This window comes from Enterobacter sp. 22452 (genome assembly GCF_052045065.1).
Lineage (GTDB): Bacteria > Pseudomonadota > Gammaproteobacteria > Enterobacterales > Enterobacteriaceae > Enterobacter > Enterobacter mori.
Genome location: NZ_JBQEOB010000001.1, coordinates 106281 through 128161 on the forward strand (window position 1 = coordinate 106281; position 21881 = coordinate 128161).

The following is a 21881-nucleotide window of genomic DNA, read 5'->3' on the forward strand; positions in this document are numbered from 1 at the left end:
TCAAGCGAAACGCGTGTGAATATTATACGGTTGATGCTTTTTTGTTCGCATGATTAGCCATGGGTTTTTCTTATAATTAGTGCATTGTGCTGGTCTGTTTTTTCATACTGGCATATTGTTCTGGTTTTACGATCCCTCCTTGCCTTTAAACGTTATAAGCGTTTAAATTGCCCCCCAGATACTGTCAGACCGACTGTATTTGCGTGGTAAATCGAAAAACTATTCTTCTCCACGCCAGGACGGGAGCATTTCCCGCTGAAATTGAGCAAATTTTCCGCTGTATCGTCCCGTCAGGGATAGCGAAAATCTCAACGTTTTCAACACCACATCCACAGGCAGTAAGGTTTTATGACCCATCACTTAAAATCGCGTGACATCATCGCGCTGGGCTTTATGACATTTGCGCTGTTCGTTGGCGCAGGTAACATCATTTTCCCTCCAATGGTTGGCTTACAGGCGGGTGAACACGTCTGGACAGCTGCGTTTGGTTTCCTGATTACTGCCGTGGGTCTACCGGTCCTCACCGTTGTCGCGCTGGCGAAAGTCGGTGGCGGCGTGGACAGCCTCAGCACCCCGATTGGCAAAGTGGCTGGCGTTCTGCTGGCGACCGTCTGCTATCTGGCCGTTGGTCCGCTGTTTGCGACCCCGCGTACGGCGACCGTTTCCTTTGAAGTGGGGATTGCTCCGCTGACGGGTGACGGCGCGATGCCGCTGTTTATCTACAGCCTGATCTACTTCGCGATTGTGATTCTGGTTTCCCTCTATCCGGGCAAATTGCTGGATACCGTGGGTAACTTCCTGGCGCCGCTGAAAATTGTGGCCCTGATCGTGCTGGCGGTAGCCGCTATCGTCTGGCCTGCAGGCCCGATTAGCGACGCGATGGACGCCTATAAAAATGCTGCGTTCTCCAACGGCTTTGTGAACGGCTATCTGACGATGGATACGCTGGGCGCGATGGTGTTTGGTATAGTTATCGTCAATGCCGCGCGTTCCCGCGGCGTGACTGAAGCGCGCCTGCTGACTCGCTATACCATCTGGGCTGGCCTGATGGCGGGTGTGGGTCTGACGCTGCTGTATCTGGCACTGTTCCGCCTGGGTTCCGACAGCGCCATGCTGGTCGATCAGAACGCCAACGGTGCAGCTATCCTGCACGCTTACGTTCAGCACACCTTCGGTGGTGCGGGCAGCATGCTGCTGGCGGCGCTGATTTTCCTGGCGTGTCTGGTGACGGCGGTTGGCCTGACCTGTGCCTGCGCAGAGTTCTTTGCACAGTATCTGCCGCTCTCTTACCGCACCCTGGTGTTTATCCTCGGCATCTTCTCTATGGCGGTGTCCAACCTCGGTCTGAGCCACCTGATTCAGGTCTCTATTCCGGTACTGACGGCGATTTATCCGCCGTGTATCGTGCTGGTGGTGCTGAGCTTTACTCGCCCGTGGTGGAACAACTCGTCGCGAATTATCGCGCCAGCCATGTTTATCAGCCTGATTTTTGGTATCCTTGACGGGATTAAAGCATCAGCTTTCGCAGACATTCTGCCTGCGTGGACACAGCGTCTGCCGCTGTCTGAGCAAGGCCTGGCCTGGCTGATGCCTACCGTTGTTGCACTGGTTCTGGCGATTATCTGGGACCGTGCTGCAGGGCGTCAGGTCGCATCGAACGCCCATTAATCAACGGCAACAAACTGTTTAACCACGGGGCTTAAGGCCCCGTGGTTTTTTGTTTTTTTCGTGTTGAATGGCAAGATTTAAATGGAAAGCACTAACAAACTTAAACGTGGATTGAGCACGCGCCACATCCGCTTTATGGCGCTGGGCTCGGCTATCGGCACCGGTCTTTTTTATGGCTCGGCAGATGCCATCAAAATGGCCGGTCCAAGCGTTCTGCTGGCGTACATCATCGGCGGCGTGGCGGCCTATATCATCATGCGCGCGCTGGGTGAGATGTCGGTTCACAACCCGTCTGCCAGCTCCTTCTCGCGCTACGCGCAGGAAAACTTAGGCCCGCTGGCCGGGTTTATCACCGGCTGGACCTACTGCTTTGAAATCCTGATAGTGGCGATTGCCGACGTGACCGCGTTTGGCATTTATATGGGCGTCTGGTTCCCGGCGGTGCCGCACTGGATATGGGTGCTGAGCGTGGTGCTGATTATCTGCGCCGTCAACCTGATGAGCGTGAAGGTGTTTGGTGAGCTGGAGTTCTGGTTCTCCTTCTTTAAAGTCGCGACCATTATCATCATGATCCTCGCCGGTTTCGGCATCATCATCTGGGGTATTGGTAACGGCGGCCAGCCGACCGGCATCCATAACCTGTGGAGCAACGGCGGCTTCTTCAGTAACGGCTGGCTCGGCATGGTGATGTCGCTCCAGATGGTCATGTTTGCCTACGGCGGTATCGAGATTATCGGTATTACCGCTGGTGAAGCGAAAGACCCGGAGAAATCCATTCCGCGCGCCATCAACTCGGTGCCGATGCGTATTCTGGTGTTCTATGTGGGTACGCTGTTCGTGATCATGTCCATCTACCCATGGAACCAGGTGGGCACCAACGGCAGCCCATTTGTACTGACCTTCCAGCACATGGGCATCGCCTTTGCCGCCAGCATTCTCAACTTTGTGGTGCTGACCGCGTCGCTGTCGGCAATCAACAGTGACGTCTTTGGTGTGGGCCGTATGCTGCACGGCATGGCGGAGCAGGGCAGCGCGCCGAAGGTGTTCGCCAAAACCTCACGCCGCGGCACGCCGTGGGTGACCGTCGTGGTCATGACCGTGGCGCTGCTGTTCTCGGTTTACCTGAACTACATCATGCCGGAAAACGTCTTCCTGGTGATTGCATCGCTGGCGACCTTCGCGACGGTGTGGGTGTGGATCATGATCCTGCTGTCGCAGATTGCGTTCCGCCGTCGTCTGTCGCCGGATGAGGCGAAAGCGCTGAAGTTCAAAGTACCGGGCGGCGTCGCAACCACCGTCGTTGGGCTGATCTTCCTGGTGTTCATTATTGCCCTGATTGGCTACCACCCGGATACCCGTATTTCCCTCTACGTGGGCTGTGCGTGGATCGTGCTGCTGCTGGTGGGCTGGATGTTCAAATGCCGCCGCGACCGTCAGCTGGCGGAAGCACAGTAAGGTAAAAATGCCGGGTGGCGCTGCGCTTACCCGGCCTACACTCCCTTTTGCCCCGGAAAAAAATCTCCTCCTCCTTTCTCCTCCCCCAATAATCCCGATCGTGATGAGCTATCCTTAACCACCCTGTGGCAAGGTGACGTCAATTTCATCAAAGGGGATTCGTGATGTTAAACGCCTGGCACCTACCGGTTGCCCCATTTGTTAAGCAAAACAAAGACAACCTTGTGATTACGCTCTGGCTGGCGGGGGAAAACCAGCCTGAACGCGTGACGCTCCGCGCCGAAATAGATAACGAAGAGACCGCGCTGAAAATGCACAAGCAGCGCAGCCAGCCGCAGCCGGGGATCACGGCGTGGCGAGCGAATATTGACCTGAATACTGGGCAGCCGCGTCGCCGTTACAGCTTCAAGCTGCTGTGGAACAACCGTCAGCTGTGGTTTACCCCGCAGGGGTTTAGCCGTTTCCCGCCCGCACGGCTGGAGCAGTTTGCGGTCGATTATCCGGATAACGGCCCGCAGTGGGTTAACGATCAGGTCTTTTACCAGATCTTCCCGGACCGCTTTGCGCGCAGCGAAAAGCGCACCGCGCAGCAGGATAAGGTTTATTACCACCACGCGGCGGGTCACGACGTCATTATGAAAGCGTGGGATGACCCGGTGACGGCGCAGGCTGGCGGCTCGACCTTTTACGGCGGCGATCTGGACGGTATCAGCGAGAAGCTTCCGTATCTGAAAAAACTGGGCGTGACGGCGCTGTATCTGAATCCGGTGTTTAACGCGCCTAGCGTACACAAATACGATACTGAAGATTATCGCCACGTTGACGAACAGTTTGGCGGTGACGAGGCGCTGCTGCGTCTGCGTCACAACACGCAAAAAGAAGGCATGCGCCTGATTCTGGACGGCGTGTTCAACCACAGCGGAGATTCGCACGCCTGGTTTGACCGTCATAACCAGTCGATGGGCGGGGCATGCCATAACCCGGATTCGCCCCAGCGCGACTGGTATAGCTTTAGCGAAGATGGACGCGCCCTGGACTGGCTGGGTTACGCCAGCCTGCCGAAGCTCGATTTCCAGTCGCCAACGCTCGTGAATGAAATCTACGGCGGCGAAGACAGCATCGTGCGCCACTGGCTGAAAGCGCCGTGGAACATGGATGGCTGGCGTCTGGACGTGGTGCATATGCTCGGTGAAGCGGGCGGGGCGCGGAATAACCTTCAGCACGTCGCGGGGATCACGCGCTCGGCGAAAGCGGCCCAGCCTGAAGCGTTTGTCTTCGGTGAGCATTTTGGCGACGCGCGCCAGTGGCTGCAGAACGATGCGGAAGATGCGGCGATGAACTATCGCGGCTTTACCTTCCCGCTGTGGGGATTCCTCGCTAACACCGATATCTCCTACGATCCGAACCATATCGACGCGGAAACCTGCATGGCGTGGATGGAGAACTATCGCGCCGGTCTGTCTCATCAGCAGCAGCTACGGATGTTTAACCAGCTCGATAGCCACGACACAGCGCGCTTTAAATCCCTGCTCGGCAAGGATGTGGCGCGTCTGCCGCTGGCGGTGACCTGGCTCTTCACCTGGCCTGGGGTGCCGTGTATTTATTACGGCGACGAAGTAGGGCTGGACGGCAACAACGATCCGTTCTGCCGCAAAACCTTCCCGTGGGAGCCGGCGAAACAGGACAAGGTGCTGTTCAGCCTGTATCAGCGGCTGGCGAAGCTGCGTAAACAGAATCAGGCTCTGCGCTACGGTGGCTGTCAGGTGGTTTATGCGCACGATAACGTGGTGGTGTTTGCCCGCGTCTATAACCAGCAACGCGTGCTGATCGCCATCAACCGGGGCGAGGCCTGCGAAGTGGTGCTGGATGATTCACCGCTGCTGAAGGTGGCGACGTGGAAGATTAAAGAGGGCAAGGCGACGATACAGGACGGCGTGCTGGCGCTGCCTGCGGTATCCGCGACTATCTGGTTCGGCAGCTAAGACCTGTTAATGTTTCCACCTTTTAAGATGGCGCAAATGCAACTATTTGTGTCAATCTTAACGGATCGTTTACGGTGAAGGTGGAAACATGGACGAGCTTTACATCCTTGGCTGTTTGTTCCTGGTTTTTGCGCTGGTGGTGGCACCCGTACTGGCGGTTATAGGCTTTAATCGCAGCACGGCGGCGCGCCAGGAGATCGCCCGGCTACGCCAGCGCATTGAGGCGCTTGAGCAGCGCGGCGTGCCTGAAAGCGCGCCGGAGCCGGTGCAAGTCACCGCACCGGTGGCTTCGACCGCGCCGGTGGTTGAGGACGCGCCCGCGCCTGTCGACCCCTGGCGCCCCGATACTCCCGCTGCCGTGGCAAAACCCGCGCCGGCCCCGGCGCCTGCGGCAAAACAGCCTTCTGCCTTTGGCGGCATACTGACGTCGCTGGTGCGCTGGTTCATGCAGGGTAATCCGCTGGCGAAGCTTGGGATCCTGCTGCTCTTCCTCGGTCTTTCATTCCTGCTGCGCTATACCGTTGAACATTCCCTGTTCCCGCTTGAGCTGCGCCTCGTGGCAACGGCGCTGTTTGCCATCGTTCTGCTGGCGATTGGGTGGCGGCTGCGGCACAGGCAGCGTGTCTATGCGCTGATCCTCCAGGGCGGGGCAACCGGCGTGCTCTACCTGACGGTGTTTGGCGCATTCCGGCTCTGGCAAATGCTGCCGATGACGCTGGCCTTTGCGCTTCTGGTGGTGATATGCGCCGCGAGCGTCGGGCTGGCGGTGCTGCAGAAGGCGCTGAGCCTCGCCATGCTGGCGAGCCTCGGCGGGTATCTTGCGCCGCTGCTGTTGTCCACCGGGGGCGGCAGCTTTGTCGCGCTGTTCTCTTTCTATCTTCTGCTTTCTATCGGCATTCTCGTTATCAGCATCTGGCAGCACTGGCGCGAGCTGAATCTGCTCGGGCTGCTGTTTACGTTCGGCGTGGGCGGCCTGTGGGGGCTGAATGACTACCAGCCTGAAAACTACTGGGTCTGCCAGCTGTTCCTGATTGCCAATACGCTGATATTCGGCGTCCTGAGCGTGGCGCTGTCGCTGCGGGCGCAGGAGAAAGGGAAGCAAATTATTGACGGCGTGCTGCTGTTTGCCCCGCCGCTCATCGGTTTTGGAATGCAGTACGGCATGACCCGGCACTGGGAATATGGCCCGGCCCTGAGCGCGCTGGGATACGGCGCATTTTATCTTACCCTCGCGTTCCTTGCGCTGCGGCGCTATCCCGCCATCGGACGACCGCTGGTCATGGCGGCGCTGGCCATCGGCGGCGGGTTCGCGACGCTCGCGATTCCGCTGGCGCTGTCGGCGCGCTGGACGGCGATGGCCTGGGCGCTGGAAGGGCTGGGTATCCTCTGGCTGGGCGTGCAGCAGCATCAGCGTCGCATGAGCTATAGCGGGACGGCGCTGTTGGTGCTGGCGCTCGGCAGCGCGCTGTGGGCGCAAACGAACGGCGTTTCGTCGCTGAGCCTGCTGCTGATCTTCACCATCCTCAGCCTTTGCTGGCTGGCTGCGGCCTGGCTGTGGCGGACTCTCTTTATGCCGGTCAGCTGGGGGCTGCTGGCCGGTGGGCTGCTGTTCTGGCTCGTGGCGCTATTGGGCGCATCGGGGCTGGTGATGACGCAGGAATTACCGATTCTGGCGGGCGTGCTGGCGCTGACGGCGGCGTCGGTCTGGGGATGGCGGCAGGTGGCTGCGCGTTTAGCGTGGCGGGAGCTGGATGCCAGCAAATGGCTGCTGTGGCCGGTTATGCTGCTGATGGTGGGGTATCAGCTCTGGCACCAGCAGATCGTTGCCGCCGGTTGGTCGAATCTCGCCTGGTGCGTTGCGCTTCCTGCCGCGCTGATGCTGTTGAGGCGCGACGGTAAAAGACTCCTGCCGCGCATCGCGATGGGGCTGCATTTGTCGCTGTTCTGGATGATTTTGCTGGCGCTGGCCGCTGAGCTTTACTGGTTTGCCCGGTCGTTGCCGTGGGGCACGGCGGCCTGGGGCAGCGGATTAGCGATGGCTGCAGGCGGCGGGGTGATTATGGGGCTCTCTGCAGCCGTAAGGCGTCGCGGGTGGCCGTTCCGGGAGTGGCCTGCGCTCTATGCCTGCCTGGCACCGATCCCCGTGGTTGTGGCGCTGCTGGTCTTACTGGTGGTGACCAATTTCCAGGACGGTGTGGTCTATCGTCAGACCTGGCTGCCGCTGATAAACCCACTTGAGGAAGGCGCGGCGTTCGCGTTGCTGGGGCTGGTGGTCTTTTATCGGGCTGTGGATCGCTACTACCCGGCGTGGCTCTCGCAGGCCCGCCCGTGGCCTGCCGTCGCGATGATGGCCTTTGGTTTCTGGTGGCTGAACGGTGCCCTGATGCGCGCGCTGGCCTGGTACGGCGATGTGGCCTGGAATATGGCATCGCTGTGGGATTCGCGGCTTATCCAGACCAGTTTTGCCCTGTTCTGGATGCTGAGCGCGCTGGTGGTCATGATCCATGCCACCCGTCGGGCTTCCCGGCAGGAGTGGCTTTGCGGTGCCGCGCTGCTGGGTGTGGTAATGGTTAAACTGATGCTGGTGGACAGCGCGGGCGGAGGCGGTTTGTCGCGTGCGGTGGCGTTTATCGGCGTGGCGATACTGGTTCTGATTGTGGGGTATTTCTCACCGCTACCGCCCAAAACAGGAGATGAAAAATGAAATGGATGAAAGCGGTAGCCTGTACCGCGCTGCTGGCGCTTTCCGGCCCGGCGTTCTGCGACGAGGGACAAACGGAAGCGCCCCGGGACTATGCCTTCGGTCTTTCACTCGATACGTCTGTTCCTTCCCAGTGGTATCGGGTGATGCTGCCGCTGGCCGTCTATGAGCAAAGCACGTCGCCGGATCTGCAGGATGTCCGCGTCTTTAACCAGTCGGGTGAGCCGGTTCCCTTCAGCCTGGTCAGCGCGACGCGTCCGCAGTCGCCAGTGCAATCCACGGCGCTGCGCCTCTTCCCGCTGGACGCCTCGCCGCTTGCGGCTTCGCGAGGTTCCGGTGATAGCGATAAGATCCTGCTTCGTTCCGGAAGCGGCGTTGAGATTGTGCTGGAGGGGCAAAAAGCCGCCGCTGCCGGGCAACATTATCTGCTGACCCTGCCGGAGCAGGCGACGGGGGAGATGACCTTATCCCAGCTGCAGCTGCTCTGGAATTCCCCTCAGACGCCGTGGCAGGGAACGGCGTCGGTCTATTACAGCGAGGATCTTAAGCGCTGGTATACCCTGCGCGAGGATATGCCCTTGCTGGACGTCGTCAGCGGCCAGGATCGTCTTAAACTCGATCGGATCGATACCGATACGGTTTTATCTCCCGATGCGAATCGCTATCTCATGGTGGTGCTGAACGCGCAGAGCCAGGGGATAACCCTGACCGGCGTAAACGCAATTAGCGCACCTGCTCAGGCGGCCCCGGAAGCGGTCGACCTGCAGGGGGAAGGGGAGATGTTATCGACAAGCGAAGCGATGTGGCACTGGGCGCGCCCGCAGCCGCTGAGTGCTGTGAGCATCTCACTGAATGGCGATGGCGTCCTTCCCGTGGAAATCGCGTGGCGGAGTACGGAAAAAGACACATGGCACCCCCTGAAGAAAGAGGTCCTGTACCGTCTGGAGGGGAAAACGTCGCCACCGGTTTCGCTTCACGGGGGCCTGGTGCAGGCAGTGAAAATCACGACGCTGAACGCTCGTCTGCCAGAATACCTGCCGAGCGTGACGGGACATCGCGACCGCTACGATCTGGTGTTCAACGCGCAGGGGAAAGCGCCGTACGTCCTCGCCTGGGGCAACGGCGCCGCGAAGCCTGCCAGCGTGGAGCCCGGCATGCTGATCCCAGCCGATCTGCGCAAGACCTACGATATGGCGAACCTGCCGCAGGCTGACATTCGAGATGATGTCGCGTTAGGCGGCGAGGGGCGTCTGACCGCCACCTCTGCGGCCGAGCGGGAGAGCAGGATGAACACGCTGCTGGTATGGGGCGTGCTGATTGCAGGGGTGATTCTGCTGGCGGGCATGGCCTGGCGCATCTGGCGAGAGACGCAGCGTAAGGCATAAAAAAGGCCCGCATAAGCGGGCCTTCGTCGTAAACCGTGCCGATTACAGGCTGGATACGTTCTCGGACAGGTATTTAGCCACGCCGTCTGGAGACGCGTTCATACCTTCTTTTCCTTTTTCCCACTGAGCCGGGCACACTTCACCGTGCTCTTCGTGGAACTGCAGCGCGTCAACCATGCGCAGCATTTCGTCGATGTTACGACCCAGCGGCAGATCGTTCACAACCTGGTGACGAACGATGCCGTTTGCGTCGATCAGGAAAGAACCACGCAGAGCAACGCCAGCGTCCGGATGTTCGATACCGTAAGCCTGCTGGATTTCGCGTTTGATGTCCGCAACCATTGCGTATTTCACCGCACCGATGCCGCCATTTTCGACAGGGGTGTTACGCCATGCGTTGTGTACAAATTCAGAGTCGAAGGAGACGCCAACCACTTCCACGCCACGCTTCTGGAATTCTTCATAACGTTTGTCGAACGCGATCAGCTCAGACGGGCAAACGAAAGTGAAGTCCATTGGCCAGAAGAACAGAACGGTCGCTTTACCGTTGGTGTGCTGTTTGAAGTTGAAGTTTTCAACGATTTCACCGTTGCCCAGAACTGCTGCAGCTGTAAAATCCGGAGCCGGACGAGTTACCAGAACCATATGATTCTCCTGTAGATACTAAGGTTATTTGGAACGCAACGCGGGCCAGTATAGAGAGTGTTCATGGATAAGACAAAGAGGTGGTGACAATCGTTCCGCCAGCTTTTACCTATCAATGTGAATTCTGTTACAGCTGTTTGTTTTTCGCCTGCGCCATCATGCGCGGGTAAAACTGCCAGAAACGCGTTTCCAGCGCGTCGTAATGTTCGTCCAGGTCATACCAGGAGTCGCGGAGCGCATCCAGACGCGGGCGGCGGCTCGCCATCCCATTCAGCACATTCTGGATGAAATCCATCTCGCGATAGCGCTCCAGCCAGCGTTCCGACCACAGATAGTTATTCAGATTCACAAAGCGCGGCGGTGAGTCCGGTAAAATAATCGACACCTGCTGGTGGGCATAGCGCACAAATTCGGGCAGCGGCATCTCCGGCGACAGCTGTTCCCAGTGGCGCGACAGGAAGTGATCCCACATCACATCAAGCGTGATCGGCGCAACGCGGCGCGTCTCAGGGCGAAACCACGCTTTGGCTTCCGTCACTTCCGGCAGGTTATCGGTCAGCACGTCGATGCGGCGGTGCATAAAAATTCCGTCGACAACCTCAGGGGAATACGCTTCTGCGGGGTTGCCGCGCACGAAATCGGCCAGCAAATTGCCGGAAAGGGAGCTGTCAGCGAGGTGTGCCAGATGCAGGTGAGCGAGAAAATTCATGCGTTTTATTTTTCCGGGGGCGGCTAGTTGTTGCAGCAAAAGGGTGTGAGCACTAGACTATGCCGCCTGTTTTTAAGTCACGAGTATACGTCATGCGCGTCGCCGATTTCTCCTTTGAACTACCTGAATCCCTGATTGCTCACTATCCCATGCCTGAGCGCAGCAGCTGTCGTTTGCTGTCACTGGATGGGCCAACGGGCGAGCTGACGCACGGTACTTTCACCGATTTGCTCGACAAGCTCAACCCTGGCGATCTGCTGGTCTTTAACAACACCCGCGTGATCCCGGCGCGCCTGTTTGGCCGTAAAGCCAGCGGCGGCAAGATTGAAGTGCTGGTCGAACGTATGCTCGATGATAAACGTATTCTGGCACATATTCGCGCCTCCAAAGCGCCGAAGCCGGGCGCTGAACTGCTGCTGGGCGATGACGAGAGCATCAAAGCGACCATGACCGCGCGTCACGATGCGTTGTTTGAGGTGGCGTTTGACGACGAGCGCACGGTGCTCGATATCCTGAACGCCATCGGCCATATGCCGCTGCCGCCGTACATTGAGCGTCCGGACGAAGAGGCCGACCGCGAGCTGTATCAGACCGTCTACAGCCAGAAGCCGGGTGCCGTAGCCGCACCAACCGCGGGCCTGCACTTTGATGAGCCGCTGCTGGAGAAACTGCGCGCGAAGGGCGTAGAGATGGCGTTCGTGACGCTGCACGTCGGTGCAGGCACCTTCCAGCCAGTGCGCGTGGACAGCATTGAAGACCACATCATGCACTCTGAATACGCCGAAGTACCGCAAGAGGTTGTGGATGCGGTGCTGGCGGCGAAAGGCCGCGGTAGCCGCGTGATTGCTGTGGGCACAACTTCCGTGCGTTCGCTTGAGAGCGCCGCGCAGGCCGCGAAAAGCGATCTTATCGAGCCGTTCTTTGGCGATACGCAGATCTTTATCTACCCGGGCTATCAGTACAAAGTGATTGATGCGCTGGTGACCAACTTCCATCTGCCTGAATCGACGCTGATTATGCTGGTTTCCGCGTTTGCCGGTTATCAGCACACGATGAACGCCTACAAGTCTGCGGTAGAACAAAAATATCGCTTTTTTAGCTACGGGGACGCGATGTTTATCACGTACAATCCGCTGGCTTTGAATGAGCGTGTCGGGGAATAAGTCCGCGGCACCAGAATAATGTGTTGGACTGTTTTTCTGGCACAGAGGAATAAAAATGAAATTTGAACTCGATACCACCGATGGCCGCGCGCGTCGCGGTCGCCTGGTGTTTGATCGCGGCGTGGTGGAAACCCCCGCGTTTATGCCTGTGGGCACGTACGGCACCGTAAAAGGGATGACGCCGGAAGAAGTTGAAGCCACTGGCGCACAGATTATCCTCGGTAACACCTTCCACCTGTGGCTGCGTCCTGGTCAGGAGATCATGAAGCTGCACGGCGACCTGCATGACTTCATGCAGTGGAAAGGCCCAATCCTGACCGACTCCGGCGGCTTCCAGGTATTCAGCCTGGGCGATATCCGCAAGATCACCGAAAAGGGCGTTCACTTCCGTAACCCAATCAACGGCGATCCGATTTTCCTCGATCCCGAAAAATCGATGGAGATTCAGTACGATCTCGGCTCCGACATCGTAATGATCTTCGACGAATGTACGCCGTACCCGGCGGACTGGGACTACGCCAAGCGCTCCATGGAAATGTCTCTGCGCTGGGCGCAGCGCAGCCGCGACCGTTTTGACTCCTTACAGAACAAAAATGCGCTGTTCGGCATCATCCAGGGCAGCGTTTACGAAGATTTACGCGATATCTCCGTTAAAGGTCTGGTAGAGATAGGTTTTGATGGCTACGCTGTCGGCGGTTTGGCTGTGGGTGAGCCGAAGGAAGACATGCACCGCATTCTGGAACATGTCTGCCCGCAAATCCCGGCGGATAAACCACGATACCTGATGGGTGTGGGTAAACCAGAAGACCTGGTTGAAGGCGTTCGTCGCGGCATTGATATGTTCGACTGCGTCATGCCAACCCGCAACGCGCGTAACGGCCATCTGTTCGTGACCGATGGCGTGGTGAAAATCCGTAACGCGAAGCATAAGAGTGACACCAGCCCGCTCGATTCCGAGTGCGATTGCTATACCTGTCGCAATTATTCTCGCGCGTATCTGCATCATCTCGATCGTTGTAACGAGATTTTGGGCGCGCGTCTCAATACCATTCATAATCTTCGTTATTATCAGCGCTTAATGGCTGGTTTACGTAAGGCTATCGAAGAGGGTAAATTAGAGAGCTTCGTGACCGATTTCTACCAACGTCAGGGCCGGGATGTCCCACCTTTGAACGTTGATTAATTTTAATAATGAGGGAATTTGAATGAGCTTTTTTATTTCTGATGCGGTAGCAGCAACAGGTGCTCCAGCGCAGGGCAGCCCGATGTCTCTGATTCTGATGCTGGTTGTGTTTGGTCTGATCTTCTACTTCATGATCCTGCGTCCACAGCAGAAGCGCACCAAAGAGCACAAAAATCTGATGAACTCCATTGCGAAAGGCGATGAAGTGCTGACCAACGGTGGCCTGGTCGGTCGTGTGACCAAAGTAGCGGAAAGCGGCTACATTGCAATCGCGCTGAACGACACCACTGAAGTGGTTATCAAACGTGACTTCGTAGCTGCCGTTCTGCCGAAAGGCACCATGAAGGCGCTGTAATCCCAACTTTTCCCAAAGGGAACTGCCGTGTTAAACCGTTATCCTTTGTGGAAGTACATCATGCTGGTCGTCGTGATTATCGTCGGCCTGCTGTACGCGCTTCCCAACCTGTATGGTGAGGATCCGGCCGTTCAAATCACTGGCGCGCGCGGTGTCGCCGCCAGTGAGCAAACGCTGATCCAGGTCCAGAAAACGTTACAAGAAGAAAAAATTACCGCTAAGTCTGTGGCACTGGAAGAGGGCGCAATTCTTGCTCGCTTCGACACCACCGACACGCAGCTCCGCGCCCGTGAAGCGCTGATGGGCGTGCTGGGTGATAAGTATGTCGTGGCGCTTAACCTTGCTCCTGCAACCCCGCGTTGGCTGGCTGCGCTGAACGCAGAGCCAATGAAACTCGGTCTTGACCTGCGTGGCGGCGTTCACTTCCTGATGGAAGTGGATATGGATACCGCGCTTGGCAAGCTGCAGGAACAGAACATCGACAGCCTGCGCAGCGATCTGCGTGAGAAAGGCATTGCGTACACTACCGTGCGTAAAGAAGATAACTACGGCATGAGCATCACGTTCCGCGACAGCGCGGCGCGCGACCAGGCTGTAACTTACCTGTCTCAACGTCACCGCGATCTGGTCATCACCTCTCAGGGCAGCAACCAGCTGCGTGCGGTGATGACGGATGCGCGTCTGAGCGAAGCGCGTGAATACGCCGTTCAGCAGAACATCAACATTCTGCGTAACCGTGTAAACCAACTGGGCGTGGCCGAGCCGCTGGTACAGCGTCAGGGTGCTGACCGTATCGTGGTGGAACTGCCGGGTATCCAGGATACCGCGCGTGCGAAAGAGATTCTGGGTGCGACTGCAACCCTGGAATTCCGCCTGGTTAACTCCAACGTCGATCAGTCTGCTGCCGCCTCTGGCCGTATCCCTGGCGACTCCGAAGTGAAAGAGACCCGCGAAGGTCAGCCGGTTGTGCTGTACAAACGCGTGATCCTGACCGGTGACCACATCACCGACTCCACTTCAAGCCAGGATGAATACAACCAGCCGCAGGTTAACATCTCGCTGGATAGCGCGGGTGGTAACATCATGTCTAACTTCACCAAGGACAACATCGGTAAACCGATGGCGACCCTGTTCGTGGAGTACAAAGACAGCGGTAAGAAAGACGCCAACGGTCGTGCGGTGCTGGTGAAAGAGGAAGAGGTGATTAACATCGCCAACATCCAGTCTCGCCTGGGTAACAGCTTCCGTATCACCGGTATCAACAACCCGAACGAAGCTCGCCAGCTGTCACTGCTGCTGCGTGCCGGTGCGCTGATTGCGCCAATTCAGATTGTTGAAGAACGTACCATTGGTCCAACCCTGGGTATGCAGAACATCAAACAGGGTCTGGAAGCGTGTCTGGCCGGTCTGGTGGTCTCTATTCTCTTCATGATCTTCTTCTATAAGAAGTTTGGTCTGATCGCGACGTCCGCGCTGCTGGCAAACCTTGTGATGATCATCGGCATTATGTCCCTGCTGCCGGGGGCGACGCTGACCATGCCGGGTATTGCAGGTATCGTTCTGACTCTTGCGGTGGCGGTCGACGCCAACGTACTGATAAACGAACGTATCAAAGAAGAGTTGAGTAACGGTCGCTCTGTGCAACAGGCGATTGAAGAAGGCTATAAAGGGGCGTTCAGCTCCATCTTCGATGCGAACGTAACAACACTGATTAAGGTTCTTATCCTGTATGCAGTGGGTACTGGCGCGATCAAAGGCTTTGCTATTACAACCGGTATCGGTGTTGCAACGTCGATGTTTACCGCTATTGTCGGCACCCGTGCCATCGTGAACCTGCTGTACGGCGGCAAGCGCGTCAAAAAGCTGTCTATCTGAGGAGTGCGTTGTGGCACAGGAATATACTGTTGAACAATTGAACCACGGCCGTAAAGTCTGGGACTTTATGCGCTGGGACTACTGGGCCTTCGGCATTTCAGGTTTTCTGCTGATTCTGTCCATCGTCATTATGGGCGTGAAAGGCTTTAACTGGGGTCTCGATTTTACCGGTGGTACGGTAATTGAGATCTCCCTGGAAAAACCGGTCGATATGGACCAGATGCGCGAATCGTTGCAGAAAGCGGGCTTTGAAGAGCCGCTGCTGCAGAACTTCGGCAGCAGCCGCGACATCATGGTGCGTATGCCTCCGGTACACGACGCCAACGGCAGCCAGGAGCTGGGCAGCAAGGTTCTGAACGTAATCAACGAATCGACCAGCCAGAATGCGGCGGTGAAGCGTATTGAGTTCGTTGGCCCGAGCGTGGGTGCGGACCTGGCGCAAACTGGCGCGATGGCGCTGATGGTGGCGCTGATTTCCATCCTGATCTACGTTGGCTTCCGCTTCGAGTGGCGACTGGCGGCAGGTGTGGTTATCGCGCTGGCGCACGACGTGGTCATCACCATGGGCGTACTGTCTCTGTTCCACATTGAGATTGACCTGACGATTGTGGCATCCCTGATGTCCGTTATCGGTTACTCACTGAACGACAGTATCGTGGTATCTGACCGTATTCGTGAAAACTTCCGTAAGATCCGTCGCGGTACGCCGTACGAAATCTTCAACGTGTCGTTGACCCAGACGCTGCACCGTACCTTGATCACATCCGGAACGACCTTAATGGTTATCCTGATGCTGTATCTCTTCGGTGGTCCGGTGCTGGAAGGCTTCTCGCTGACCATGCTGATCGGTGTGTCTATCGGTACGGCGTCGTCTATCTACGTCGCGTCCGCACTGGCACTGAAACTCGGCATGAAGCGCGAGCACCTGCTCCAGCAGAAAGTCGAAAAAGAAGGGGCGGATCAGCCGTCAATTCTACCGTAAGACAGTGTCTTAAGCGTTATCGAAATCCCGGTCTGTTGGCCGGGATTTTTTTTATCTGCTCCTGACAAACACTCCTGACAGTATGCTGTCAGGAGCCCTGTCGTAGACTCCTTCTGAACCCAACAACAGTCAGGAGGAAGTATGAAAAGTGTGATTAACTGGTTTGAAATTCCGGTCGCCGATATGGATCGCGCCATCAAATTTTATGAACCGGTAATGCAGGTTACGCTGAAGCGCGAGAAAATGGACGTGGCAGAGCTGGCGATTTTCCCGCACGATGACCCGGCAACCGGCGGCGCGCTGGCGAAATTTGACGGCGTTACGCCGTCGCAGCAGGGCGCTATTATTTATCTGCATACTGACAATCTGGCGGCCACGCTCGATCGTATTGCCTCTGCGGGCGGTGCGTGCGTCTTTGGTCCGCTGGAATTGCCGCGAGGCATTGGCAGCATTGCCTTGTTCACCGACAGCGAAGGTAACCGCGTCGGCCTTCATCAACCGGCCTGAGAGCAAAAGAGACGATGACCCGACGCGCTGACCGTTTGTTTCAGATTGTGCAGATCCTGCGGGGCAGGCGTCTGACAACGGCAGCGCATCTGGCGGAGAGGCTCGGCGTCTCCGAGCGCACGGTTTATCGCGATATCCGCGACCTGTCGCTCTCTGGCGTGCCGGTAGAGGGAGAGGCGGGAAGCGGATACCGGCTTCTGTCGGGCTTTGACCTGCCTCCGCTGATGCTGACCAATAAAGAGTCCGAGGCGCTGATGGTGGCAATTCGCCTGCTGAAAACCTGGGGCGGAGAGTCGTTGTCTCGCGAGCTGGAGTCGGCTCAGGAGAAGGTGCTGGCGATCCTGCCCGAGGAGAGCCGACGCAAGGCGGAGCAGACGCGTATATATGCGCCGGATATTGCGCTTCAGCCCCATTCCCGCAGCGGATTTGATGTGATTCATCAGGCGATATCTGCGCAGCGCGTGCTGGCGCTGCATTACCGTGATGAGGCCGGGCAGTTAACCTGGCGTGAGGTGCAGCCGCTTGGGCTGTTCTTCTGGGGGGAGCACTGGCTGTTGGCTGCGTGGTGCGAGCGGCGCGATGACTACCGCTGTTTCCGGCTCGACCGATGTCTCAATATTGTGCAGACGGAGAGGCGGTTTAGCGAGAGTACGGACAGGTCTCTGGCGGATTTTTTGCGCAAGGTGAGGCAGTAAAAAGCCAGCTCTTGAGCTGGCTTTTTTGCCCGGCGGCGCTGCGCTTGCACGGGCCTACAGGTTTTGTAGGCCGGGTAAGGCGTAGCCGCCACCCGGCACCAACCACCAGGTTAGAAGTTATAACCTACAACCAGGTAACCACCCCAACCGGTAGAACGGACGCTGAAATCGCCGTTACCGAAGTTCAGGCTCGCGTCGTCGTTCCACTGACCACCGTTATGCCAGTAACGCGCAACAACAGAGTAGTGCCAGTGATCGTAGTTCAGCGCCAGGATGTGGCTGGAAGCGATGGAGTCGTTGGTGCGCGCTTTCTTACCGTTCAGATCGCGGAAGTCGTTGTCGCCCAGGTCTGAGCCCCAGTCAAAGTTGGTGAAGCCGATGTAGCTCAGGTTGCCGCCCCACAGTTGGGTGATTGGCACAAAGTATTTCACTTTGAAGCGGTAGCCGTCCCACTCGTTTTCGTTCGCGGCGCCGTAGTTCTGCCACTGGTACTTCGCGTACACGTTCATGGACAGGCTCATTGGCAGACCGGTATCGATGTCCGTACCCAGACCCATGTACCAGGTGCTCTGACGACCGGACTTGTTACGGCCCATGTCGTAGATATAGTTGTTTGCGAAGTACCACTCTTTGAACGGGCCAAACGCCAGGCTGGTGCCAGTTAGCTTATCAATAGAGAAGCGTGGTTCGATCTCCATGAACAGCGGGGAACCGTGGTTCCAGATACCTTTCGCGTCGGTGTTACCACCGAAGAATACCGGTGCATCCATATAACCATAGAAATCAAACCAGTCTTTCTTGGCGAACGCTTCGTATTCCAGGTAGGTATCGTTGCGGATCTGAGGTCCGAAACGGGTGTGGTAGCTGCCAACCACGTTAACGCTCTGGTGCCACCAGTCGGAGAGGTATTGTGGTGTATCGTTTTCCGCTGCGTTAACAGTGAAAGAGGAGGAGAGTGCCAGTACAGCACCGGCTGCGAGTAATGTTTTTTTCATAATCATGCCACTGATTGAAATTCCCTTCCGGGAGTGAAAAATGCGCGATTTGCGTATCAAAATATTTCGTGTTTCTGCGGAGCCTATTATAGGAATCCTTGCTCACAAAAATATGTGTTGTTTCACATATCTCTCACATGCGTAATCGATTGCGTTCACGTTTGCGTACTTTAAACGGCCGGGATTGTAACGGCAAACATTTATGTTGCCAATCCATACGAAATGTAAATGTTAGCGGAGTGACATTTCACTCCGCTAAAAGAGGAGGTTATTGCGCGGCAGGTTGAATGTCGTGAATGCGGATAAAGCCCAGCTGTTCTGGGGTGAGCCCACTCAGCTGTAGCGGGATATCAACATCGCTCGGGGCCAGCGTGCTGGCGGGGGCGGTGAAGAGCTGGTTCTTCACGTTCACTTCCTGGTAGCTTTCCGTGGTGCCCTGAATCTGGCCCCACTCTACGGTGCCGCTGAACGCGGGAAGCGGATCGTTGGATTCACCCTGAATGCGTAATGTTGCGCGAGTACCATCGGCATTCGCTGCAACATTCACCAGAGACATCTTTAACGTACCAATCTGGCTGTTCAGGCGGGCAGGCGTGTTGGCACCCGGCAGCAGATAAACGCCGCTGCTGGACTTCGCATTCAGCGCATTTTGCTGGGTGATCTTCACGGTCTCTTTGTTCAGCTTGTCCATGGCCGCATTGAGCGTGTTCACGCTTTGTTTCATTTCGCGGACTTCAGTTTGCTGTGCACAGGCGCTAAGGGTAAAGAGGCTCCCCACTAGCAGAATTCTCAGGTAACGTCTTGTCATTGCGTTTATTTCCTTGAAATAACGGATCTCCTTTATGGTAGCCAGCTTCATTGTGTCTGACATAGATCCTTTGTCTCAAAAAGCTCTTCCTTTGTTGTCAGGCCAGATCAGGGTAAAATGAAAATCAGTTAACCGGATTACAGGGATACCGTATGCATTGCCCATTCTGCTCCGCTGTGGATACCAAAGTCATCGACTCTCGCCTGGTGGGCGAAGGGTCTTCCGTACGCCGTCGCCGACAGTGTCTGGTGTGCAACGAGCGTTTCACGACCTTTGAAGTTGCAGAGCTGGTAATGCCGCGCGTGGTGAAAAGTAACGATGTGCGCGAGCCGTTCAATGAAGAAAAGCTGCGCAGCGGAATGCTGAAAGCCCTCGAAAAACGGCCCGTCAGCGCAGACGATGTCGAAATGGCGTTAAACCACATCAAGTCTCATCTCCGTGGCTTGGGTGAGCGCGAGGTGCCGAGCAAAATGATCGGCAACCTGGTGATGGAACAGCTGAAAAAGCTCGATAAAGTCGCCTATATCCGCTTCGCCTCTGTCTACCGCAGTTTCGAAGATATCAAAGAGTTCGGCGAAGAGATCGCCCGCCTACAGGATTAAGCCCATGCAGGACGAGATGTACATGGCACGAGCCATGAAGTTGGCGCAGCGTGGTCGTTTTACTACCCACCCGAACCCAAACGTGGGGTGCGTGATTGTCAAAGAGGGCGAGATCGTGGGCGAAGGTTATCATCTTCGCGCGGGCGAGCCCCACGCCGAGGTGCATGCATTGCGCATGGCGGGCGAGAAGGCGCGCGGCGCAACGGCCTACGTTACGCTCGAGCCCTGCAGCCATCACGGGCGTACGCCGCCGTGCTGTGAGGCGCTGATTGCAGCGGGTGTGTCGCGCGTGGTTGCATCAATGCAGGATCCGAATCCGCAGGTGGCCGGACGCGGGCTGTATCGACTCCAGCAGGAAGGCATTGACGTCAGCCACGGGCTGATGATGCAGGACGCGGAAGCGATTAACAAAGGCTTCCTGAAGCGTATGCGTACCGGGTTCCCGTACATTCAGCTCAAGCTGGGCGCCTCGCTGGACGGTCGTACGGCGATGGCAAACGGCGAAAGCCAGTGGATCACCTCGCCGCAGGCAAGGCGCGATGTGCAACGTCTGCGTGCGCAAAGCCATGCTATTCTCACCAGCAGTGAAACCGTTTTGGCTGACGATCCGGCCATGACCGTGCGCTGGGAGGAACTGAGTGCCGATACCCAGGCGCTTTACCCGCAGGAGAACCTGCGTCAGCCGCTGCGCATTATTATTGATAGCCAGAACCGCGTGACGCCGGATCACCGCATCGTGCAGCAGCCGGGTGAAACCTGGATTGCCCGCACGAAGGAAGATACGCGTGAATGGCCAGAAGGCGTGCGCAGCATCATGGTGCCGGAGCATAACGGGCATCTGGATTTAGTCGTGCTGATGATGTTGCTCGGCAAGCAGCAGGTCAACAGCATCTGGGTCGAAGCCGGGCCTACGCTCGCCGGTGCGCTCTTACAGGCTGGACTGGTAGATGAACTGATTGTCTACGTTGCGCCTAAACTGTTAGGGCACGACGCGCGCGGCCTGTTTGTGCTGCCTGGCCTTGAAAAACTGGCCGACGCACCACAACTCAGATTCAGCGAGATTCGTCCGGTGGGTCCGGATGTCTGCCTCCATTTAACGACAGCGTAATTGCTCCCGAAATAGGGAAGCAGTGCGCAAAGTATTATGATAAAATCCGCCCCCCTGCGGGGCCAAATGAACCCGTAAAGGAAGAGTATGAACATTATTGAAGCTGCTGTAGCTACCCCGGACGCTCGCGTCGCCATCACCATTGCGCGTTTCAACAACTTCATCAACGACAGCCTGCTGGAAGGTGCGATTGACGCCCTGAAACGTATCGGCCAGGTTAAAGATGACAACATTACCGTTGTTTGGGTTCCAGGCGCTTACGAACTGCCACTGGCGGCGGGCGCGCTGGCGAAAACCGGTAAATACGATGCGGTGATTGCGCTGGGTACTGTTATTCGTGGCGGCACTGCGCACTTCGAATACGTTGCAGGCGGTGCAAGCAATGGTCTGGCTCACGTTGCACAGGATGCTGAAATTCCTGTCGCATTCGGCGTGCTGACTACCGAAAGTATTGAACAAGCCATCGAACGTGCTGGCACCAAAGCCGGTAACAAAGGTGCAGAAGCTGCACTGACCGCGCTTGAAATGATCAATGTATTGAAAGCCATCAAGGCCTGATTTTTTTGTAAGGGGAATTCCGTGAAACCTGCTGCTCGTCGCCGCGCCCGTGAATGTGCCGTTCAGGCGCTTTACTCCTGGCAGTTGTCCCAGAACGACATCGCTGATGTTGAATACCAGTTCCTGTCAGAACAGGACGTGAAAGATGTTGACGTTCTGTACTTCCGTGAACTGCTGTCGGGAGTGGCGACTAATAGCGCGTATCTCGATGGCCTGATGAAGCCATACCTGTCTCGCCTGCTCGAAGAGCTGGGCCAGGTGGAAAAAGCAGTGTTGCGTATCGCGCTGTTTGAGCTGTCTAAACGTGATGATGTGCCGTACAAAGTGGCCATCAACGAAGCGATCGAACTGGCGAAAACCTTCGGCGCTGAAGACAGCCACAAGTTTGTAAACGGCGTACTTGATAAAGCAGCACCTGCGATCCGTCCCCACAAAAAGTGATCCGCAAACCGGAGTTCTGCATTGCCTGACGGGCAGTGCGGCTCCGGTTTTTTCTTTTATTTGC

Annotated in this window: 20 protein-coding genes; 16 read left to right on the forward strand and 4 right to left on the reverse strand. The window is 56.9% G+C overall.

Annotated features, from left to right (window positions below; translation table 11 throughout):
• Positions 1–348 precede the first annotated feature (348 nt).
• The 5 genes from brnQ to ACTJJA_RS00555 all read left to right on the forward strand — a co-directional run bounded on the left by brnQ (position 349) and on the right by ACTJJA_RS00555 (position 9191).
• Positions 349–1668, forward strand: coding sequence for a branched-chain amino acid transporter carrier protein BrnQ (brnQ, locus tag ACTJJA_RS00535; protein ID WP_010428030.1), 1320 nt, complete (start codon positions 349–351; stop codon positions 1666–1668).
• A gap of 81 nt (positions 1669–1749) precedes the next feature.
• A complete protein-coding gene (gene proY / locus ACTJJA_RS00540; RefSeq protein ID WP_440665586.1) occupies positions 1750–3123 on the forward strand; it encodes a proline-specific permease ProY in 1374 nt (457 codons plus the stop codon).
• A 164-nt stretch (positions 3124–3287) separates the two neighbouring features.
• Positions 3288–5105 carry a maltodextrin glucosidase gene (gene malZ / locus ACTJJA_RS00545; RefSeq protein WP_440665588.1) on the forward strand — a complete coding sequence of 606 codons (1818 nt, stop codon included), beginning with the start codon at positions 3288–3290 and terminating at the stop codon, positions 5103–5105.
• A gap of 88 nt (positions 5106–5193) precedes the next feature.
• Positions 5194–7809 carry a DUF2339 domain-containing protein gene (locus tag ACTJJA_RS00550; RefSeq protein WP_440665590.1) on the forward strand — a complete coding sequence of 872 codons (2616 nt, stop codon included), beginning with the start codon at positions 5194–5196 and terminating at the stop codon, positions 7807–7809.
• Positions 7806–9191, forward strand: a complete 1386-nt coding sequence (locus ACTJJA_RS00555; protein ID WP_440665592.1) for a DUF3999 domain-containing protein — start codon at positions 7806–7808, stop codon at positions 9189–9191. Before ACTJJA_RS00550 ends, ACTJJA_RS00555 begins: the two co-directional genes overlap by 4 nt.
• A 42-nt stretch (positions 9192–9233) precedes the next feature.
• Here the strand turns inward: ACTJJA_RS00555 and ACTJJA_RS00560 are convergent, their stop codons facing one another.
• Both ACTJJA_RS00560 and acpH read right to left on the reverse strand, forming a co-directional pair.
• Positions 9234–9836, reverse strand: a complete 603-nt coding sequence (locus tag ACTJJA_RS00560) for a peroxiredoxin C (protein WP_010428037.1) — start codon at positions 9834–9836, stop codon at positions 9234–9236.
• Between the two features lie 127 nt (positions 9837–9963).
• Complete coding sequence (acpH, locus tag ACTJJA_RS00565) at positions 9964–10545, reverse strand: ACP phosphodiesterase (protein ID WP_337280090.1); 582 nt, start codon at positions 10543–10545, stop codon at positions 9964–9966.
• Between the two features lie 92 nt (positions 10546–10637).
• Between acpH and queA the strand changes: the two genes are divergently transcribed.
• The 7 genes from queA to ACTJJA_RS00600 all read left to right on the forward strand — a co-directional run bounded on the left by queA (position 10638) and on the right by ACTJJA_RS00600 (position 17305).
• The gene (gene queA / locus ACTJJA_RS00570; protein ID WP_089599265.1) at positions 10638–11708 is read left to right on the forward strand and encodes a tRNA preQ1(34) S-adenosylmethionine ribosyltransferase-isomerase QueA; all 1071 of its coding nucleotides are present in this window, start codon (positions 10638–10640) and stop codon (positions 11706–11708) included.
• Positions 11709–11763: 55 nt separating this feature from the next.
• The gene (gene tgt / locus ACTJJA_RS00575; protein ID WP_089599266.1) at positions 11764–12891 is read left to right on the forward strand and encodes a tRNA guanosine(34) transglycosylase Tgt; all 1128 of its coding nucleotides are present in this window, start codon (positions 11764–11766) and stop codon (positions 12889–12891) included.
• A gap of 22 nt (positions 12892–12913) precedes the next feature.
• Positions 12914–13246, forward strand: a complete 333-nt coding sequence (gene yajC, locus ACTJJA_RS00580) for a preprotein translocase subunit YajC (protein ID WP_003021544.1) — start codon at positions 12914–12916, stop codon at positions 13244–13246.
• A gap of 27 nt (positions 13247–13273) precedes the next feature.
• Positions 13274–15121, forward strand: a complete 1848-nt coding sequence (gene secD / locus ACTJJA_RS00585) for a protein translocase subunit SecD (RefSeq protein WP_126816837.1) — start codon at positions 13274–13276, stop codon at positions 15119–15121.
• Positions 15122–15131: 10 nt separating this feature from the next.
• A complete protein-coding gene (gene secF, locus ACTJJA_RS00590; RefSeq protein WP_042713670.1) occupies positions 15132–16103 on the forward strand; it encodes a protein translocase subunit SecF in 972 nt (323 codons plus the stop codon).
• Between the two features lie 141 nt (positions 16104–16244).
• Positions 16245–16610, forward strand: a complete 366-nt coding sequence (locus ACTJJA_RS00595; RefSeq protein WP_440665596.1) for a VOC family protein — start codon at positions 16245–16247, stop codon at positions 16608–16610.
• Between the two features lie 14 nt (positions 16611–16624).
• A complete protein-coding gene (locus tag ACTJJA_RS00600) occupies positions 16625–17305 on the forward strand; it encodes a helix-turn-helix transcriptional regulator (RefSeq protein WP_440665597.1) in 681 nt (226 codons plus the stop codon).
• A gap of 110 nt (positions 17306–17415) precedes the next feature.
• Here ACTJJA_RS00600 and ACTJJA_RS00605 read toward each other — a convergent pair whose 3' ends face one another.
• Both ACTJJA_RS00605 and ACTJJA_RS00610 read right to left on the reverse strand, forming a co-directional pair.
• The gene (locus tag ACTJJA_RS00605; protein WP_440665598.1) at positions 17416–18300 is read right to left on the reverse strand and encodes a nucleoside-specific channel-forming protein Tsx; all 885 of its coding nucleotides are present in this window, start codon (positions 18298–18300) and stop codon (positions 17416–17418) included.
• Positions 18301–18568: 268 nt separating this feature from the next.
• Complete coding sequence (locus tag ACTJJA_RS00610) at positions 18569–19108, reverse strand: DUF3251 domain-containing protein (RefSeq protein WP_010428067.1); 540 nt, start codon at positions 19106–19108, stop codon at positions 18569–18571.
• A gap of 152 nt (positions 19109–19260) precedes the next feature.
• Between ACTJJA_RS00610 and nrdR the strand changes: the two genes are divergently transcribed.
• From nrdR to nusB, 4 genes are all read left to right on the forward strand, one after another.
• Positions 19261–19710 (forward strand): transcriptional regulator NrdR, encoded by a 450-nt coding sequence (gene nrdR / locus ACTJJA_RS00615; RefSeq protein WP_006176872.1) that lies wholly within the window; start codon positions 19261–19263, stop codon positions 19708–19710.
• Between the two features lie 4 nt (positions 19711–19714).
• A complete protein-coding gene (ribD, locus tag ACTJJA_RS00620) occupies positions 19715–20818 on the forward strand; it encodes a bifunctional diaminohydroxyphosphoribosylaminopyrimidine deaminase/5-amino-6-(5-phosphoribosylamino)uracil reductase RibD (protein WP_440665601.1) in 1104 nt (367 codons plus the stop codon).
• 87 nt (positions 20819–20905) lie between these two features.
• Positions 20906–21376, forward strand: coding sequence for a 6,7-dimethyl-8-ribityllumazine synthase (ribH, locus tag ACTJJA_RS00625; RefSeq protein ID WP_006176874.1), 471 nt, complete (start codon positions 20906–20908; stop codon positions 21374–21376).
• A gap of 21 nt (positions 21377–21397) precedes the next feature.
• Positions 21398–21817 (forward strand): transcription antitermination factor NusB, encoded by a 420-nt coding sequence (gene nusB, locus ACTJJA_RS00630; protein WP_006809908.1) that lies wholly within the window; start codon positions 21398–21400, stop codon positions 21815–21817.
• Positions 21818–21881 lie beyond the last annotated feature (64 nt).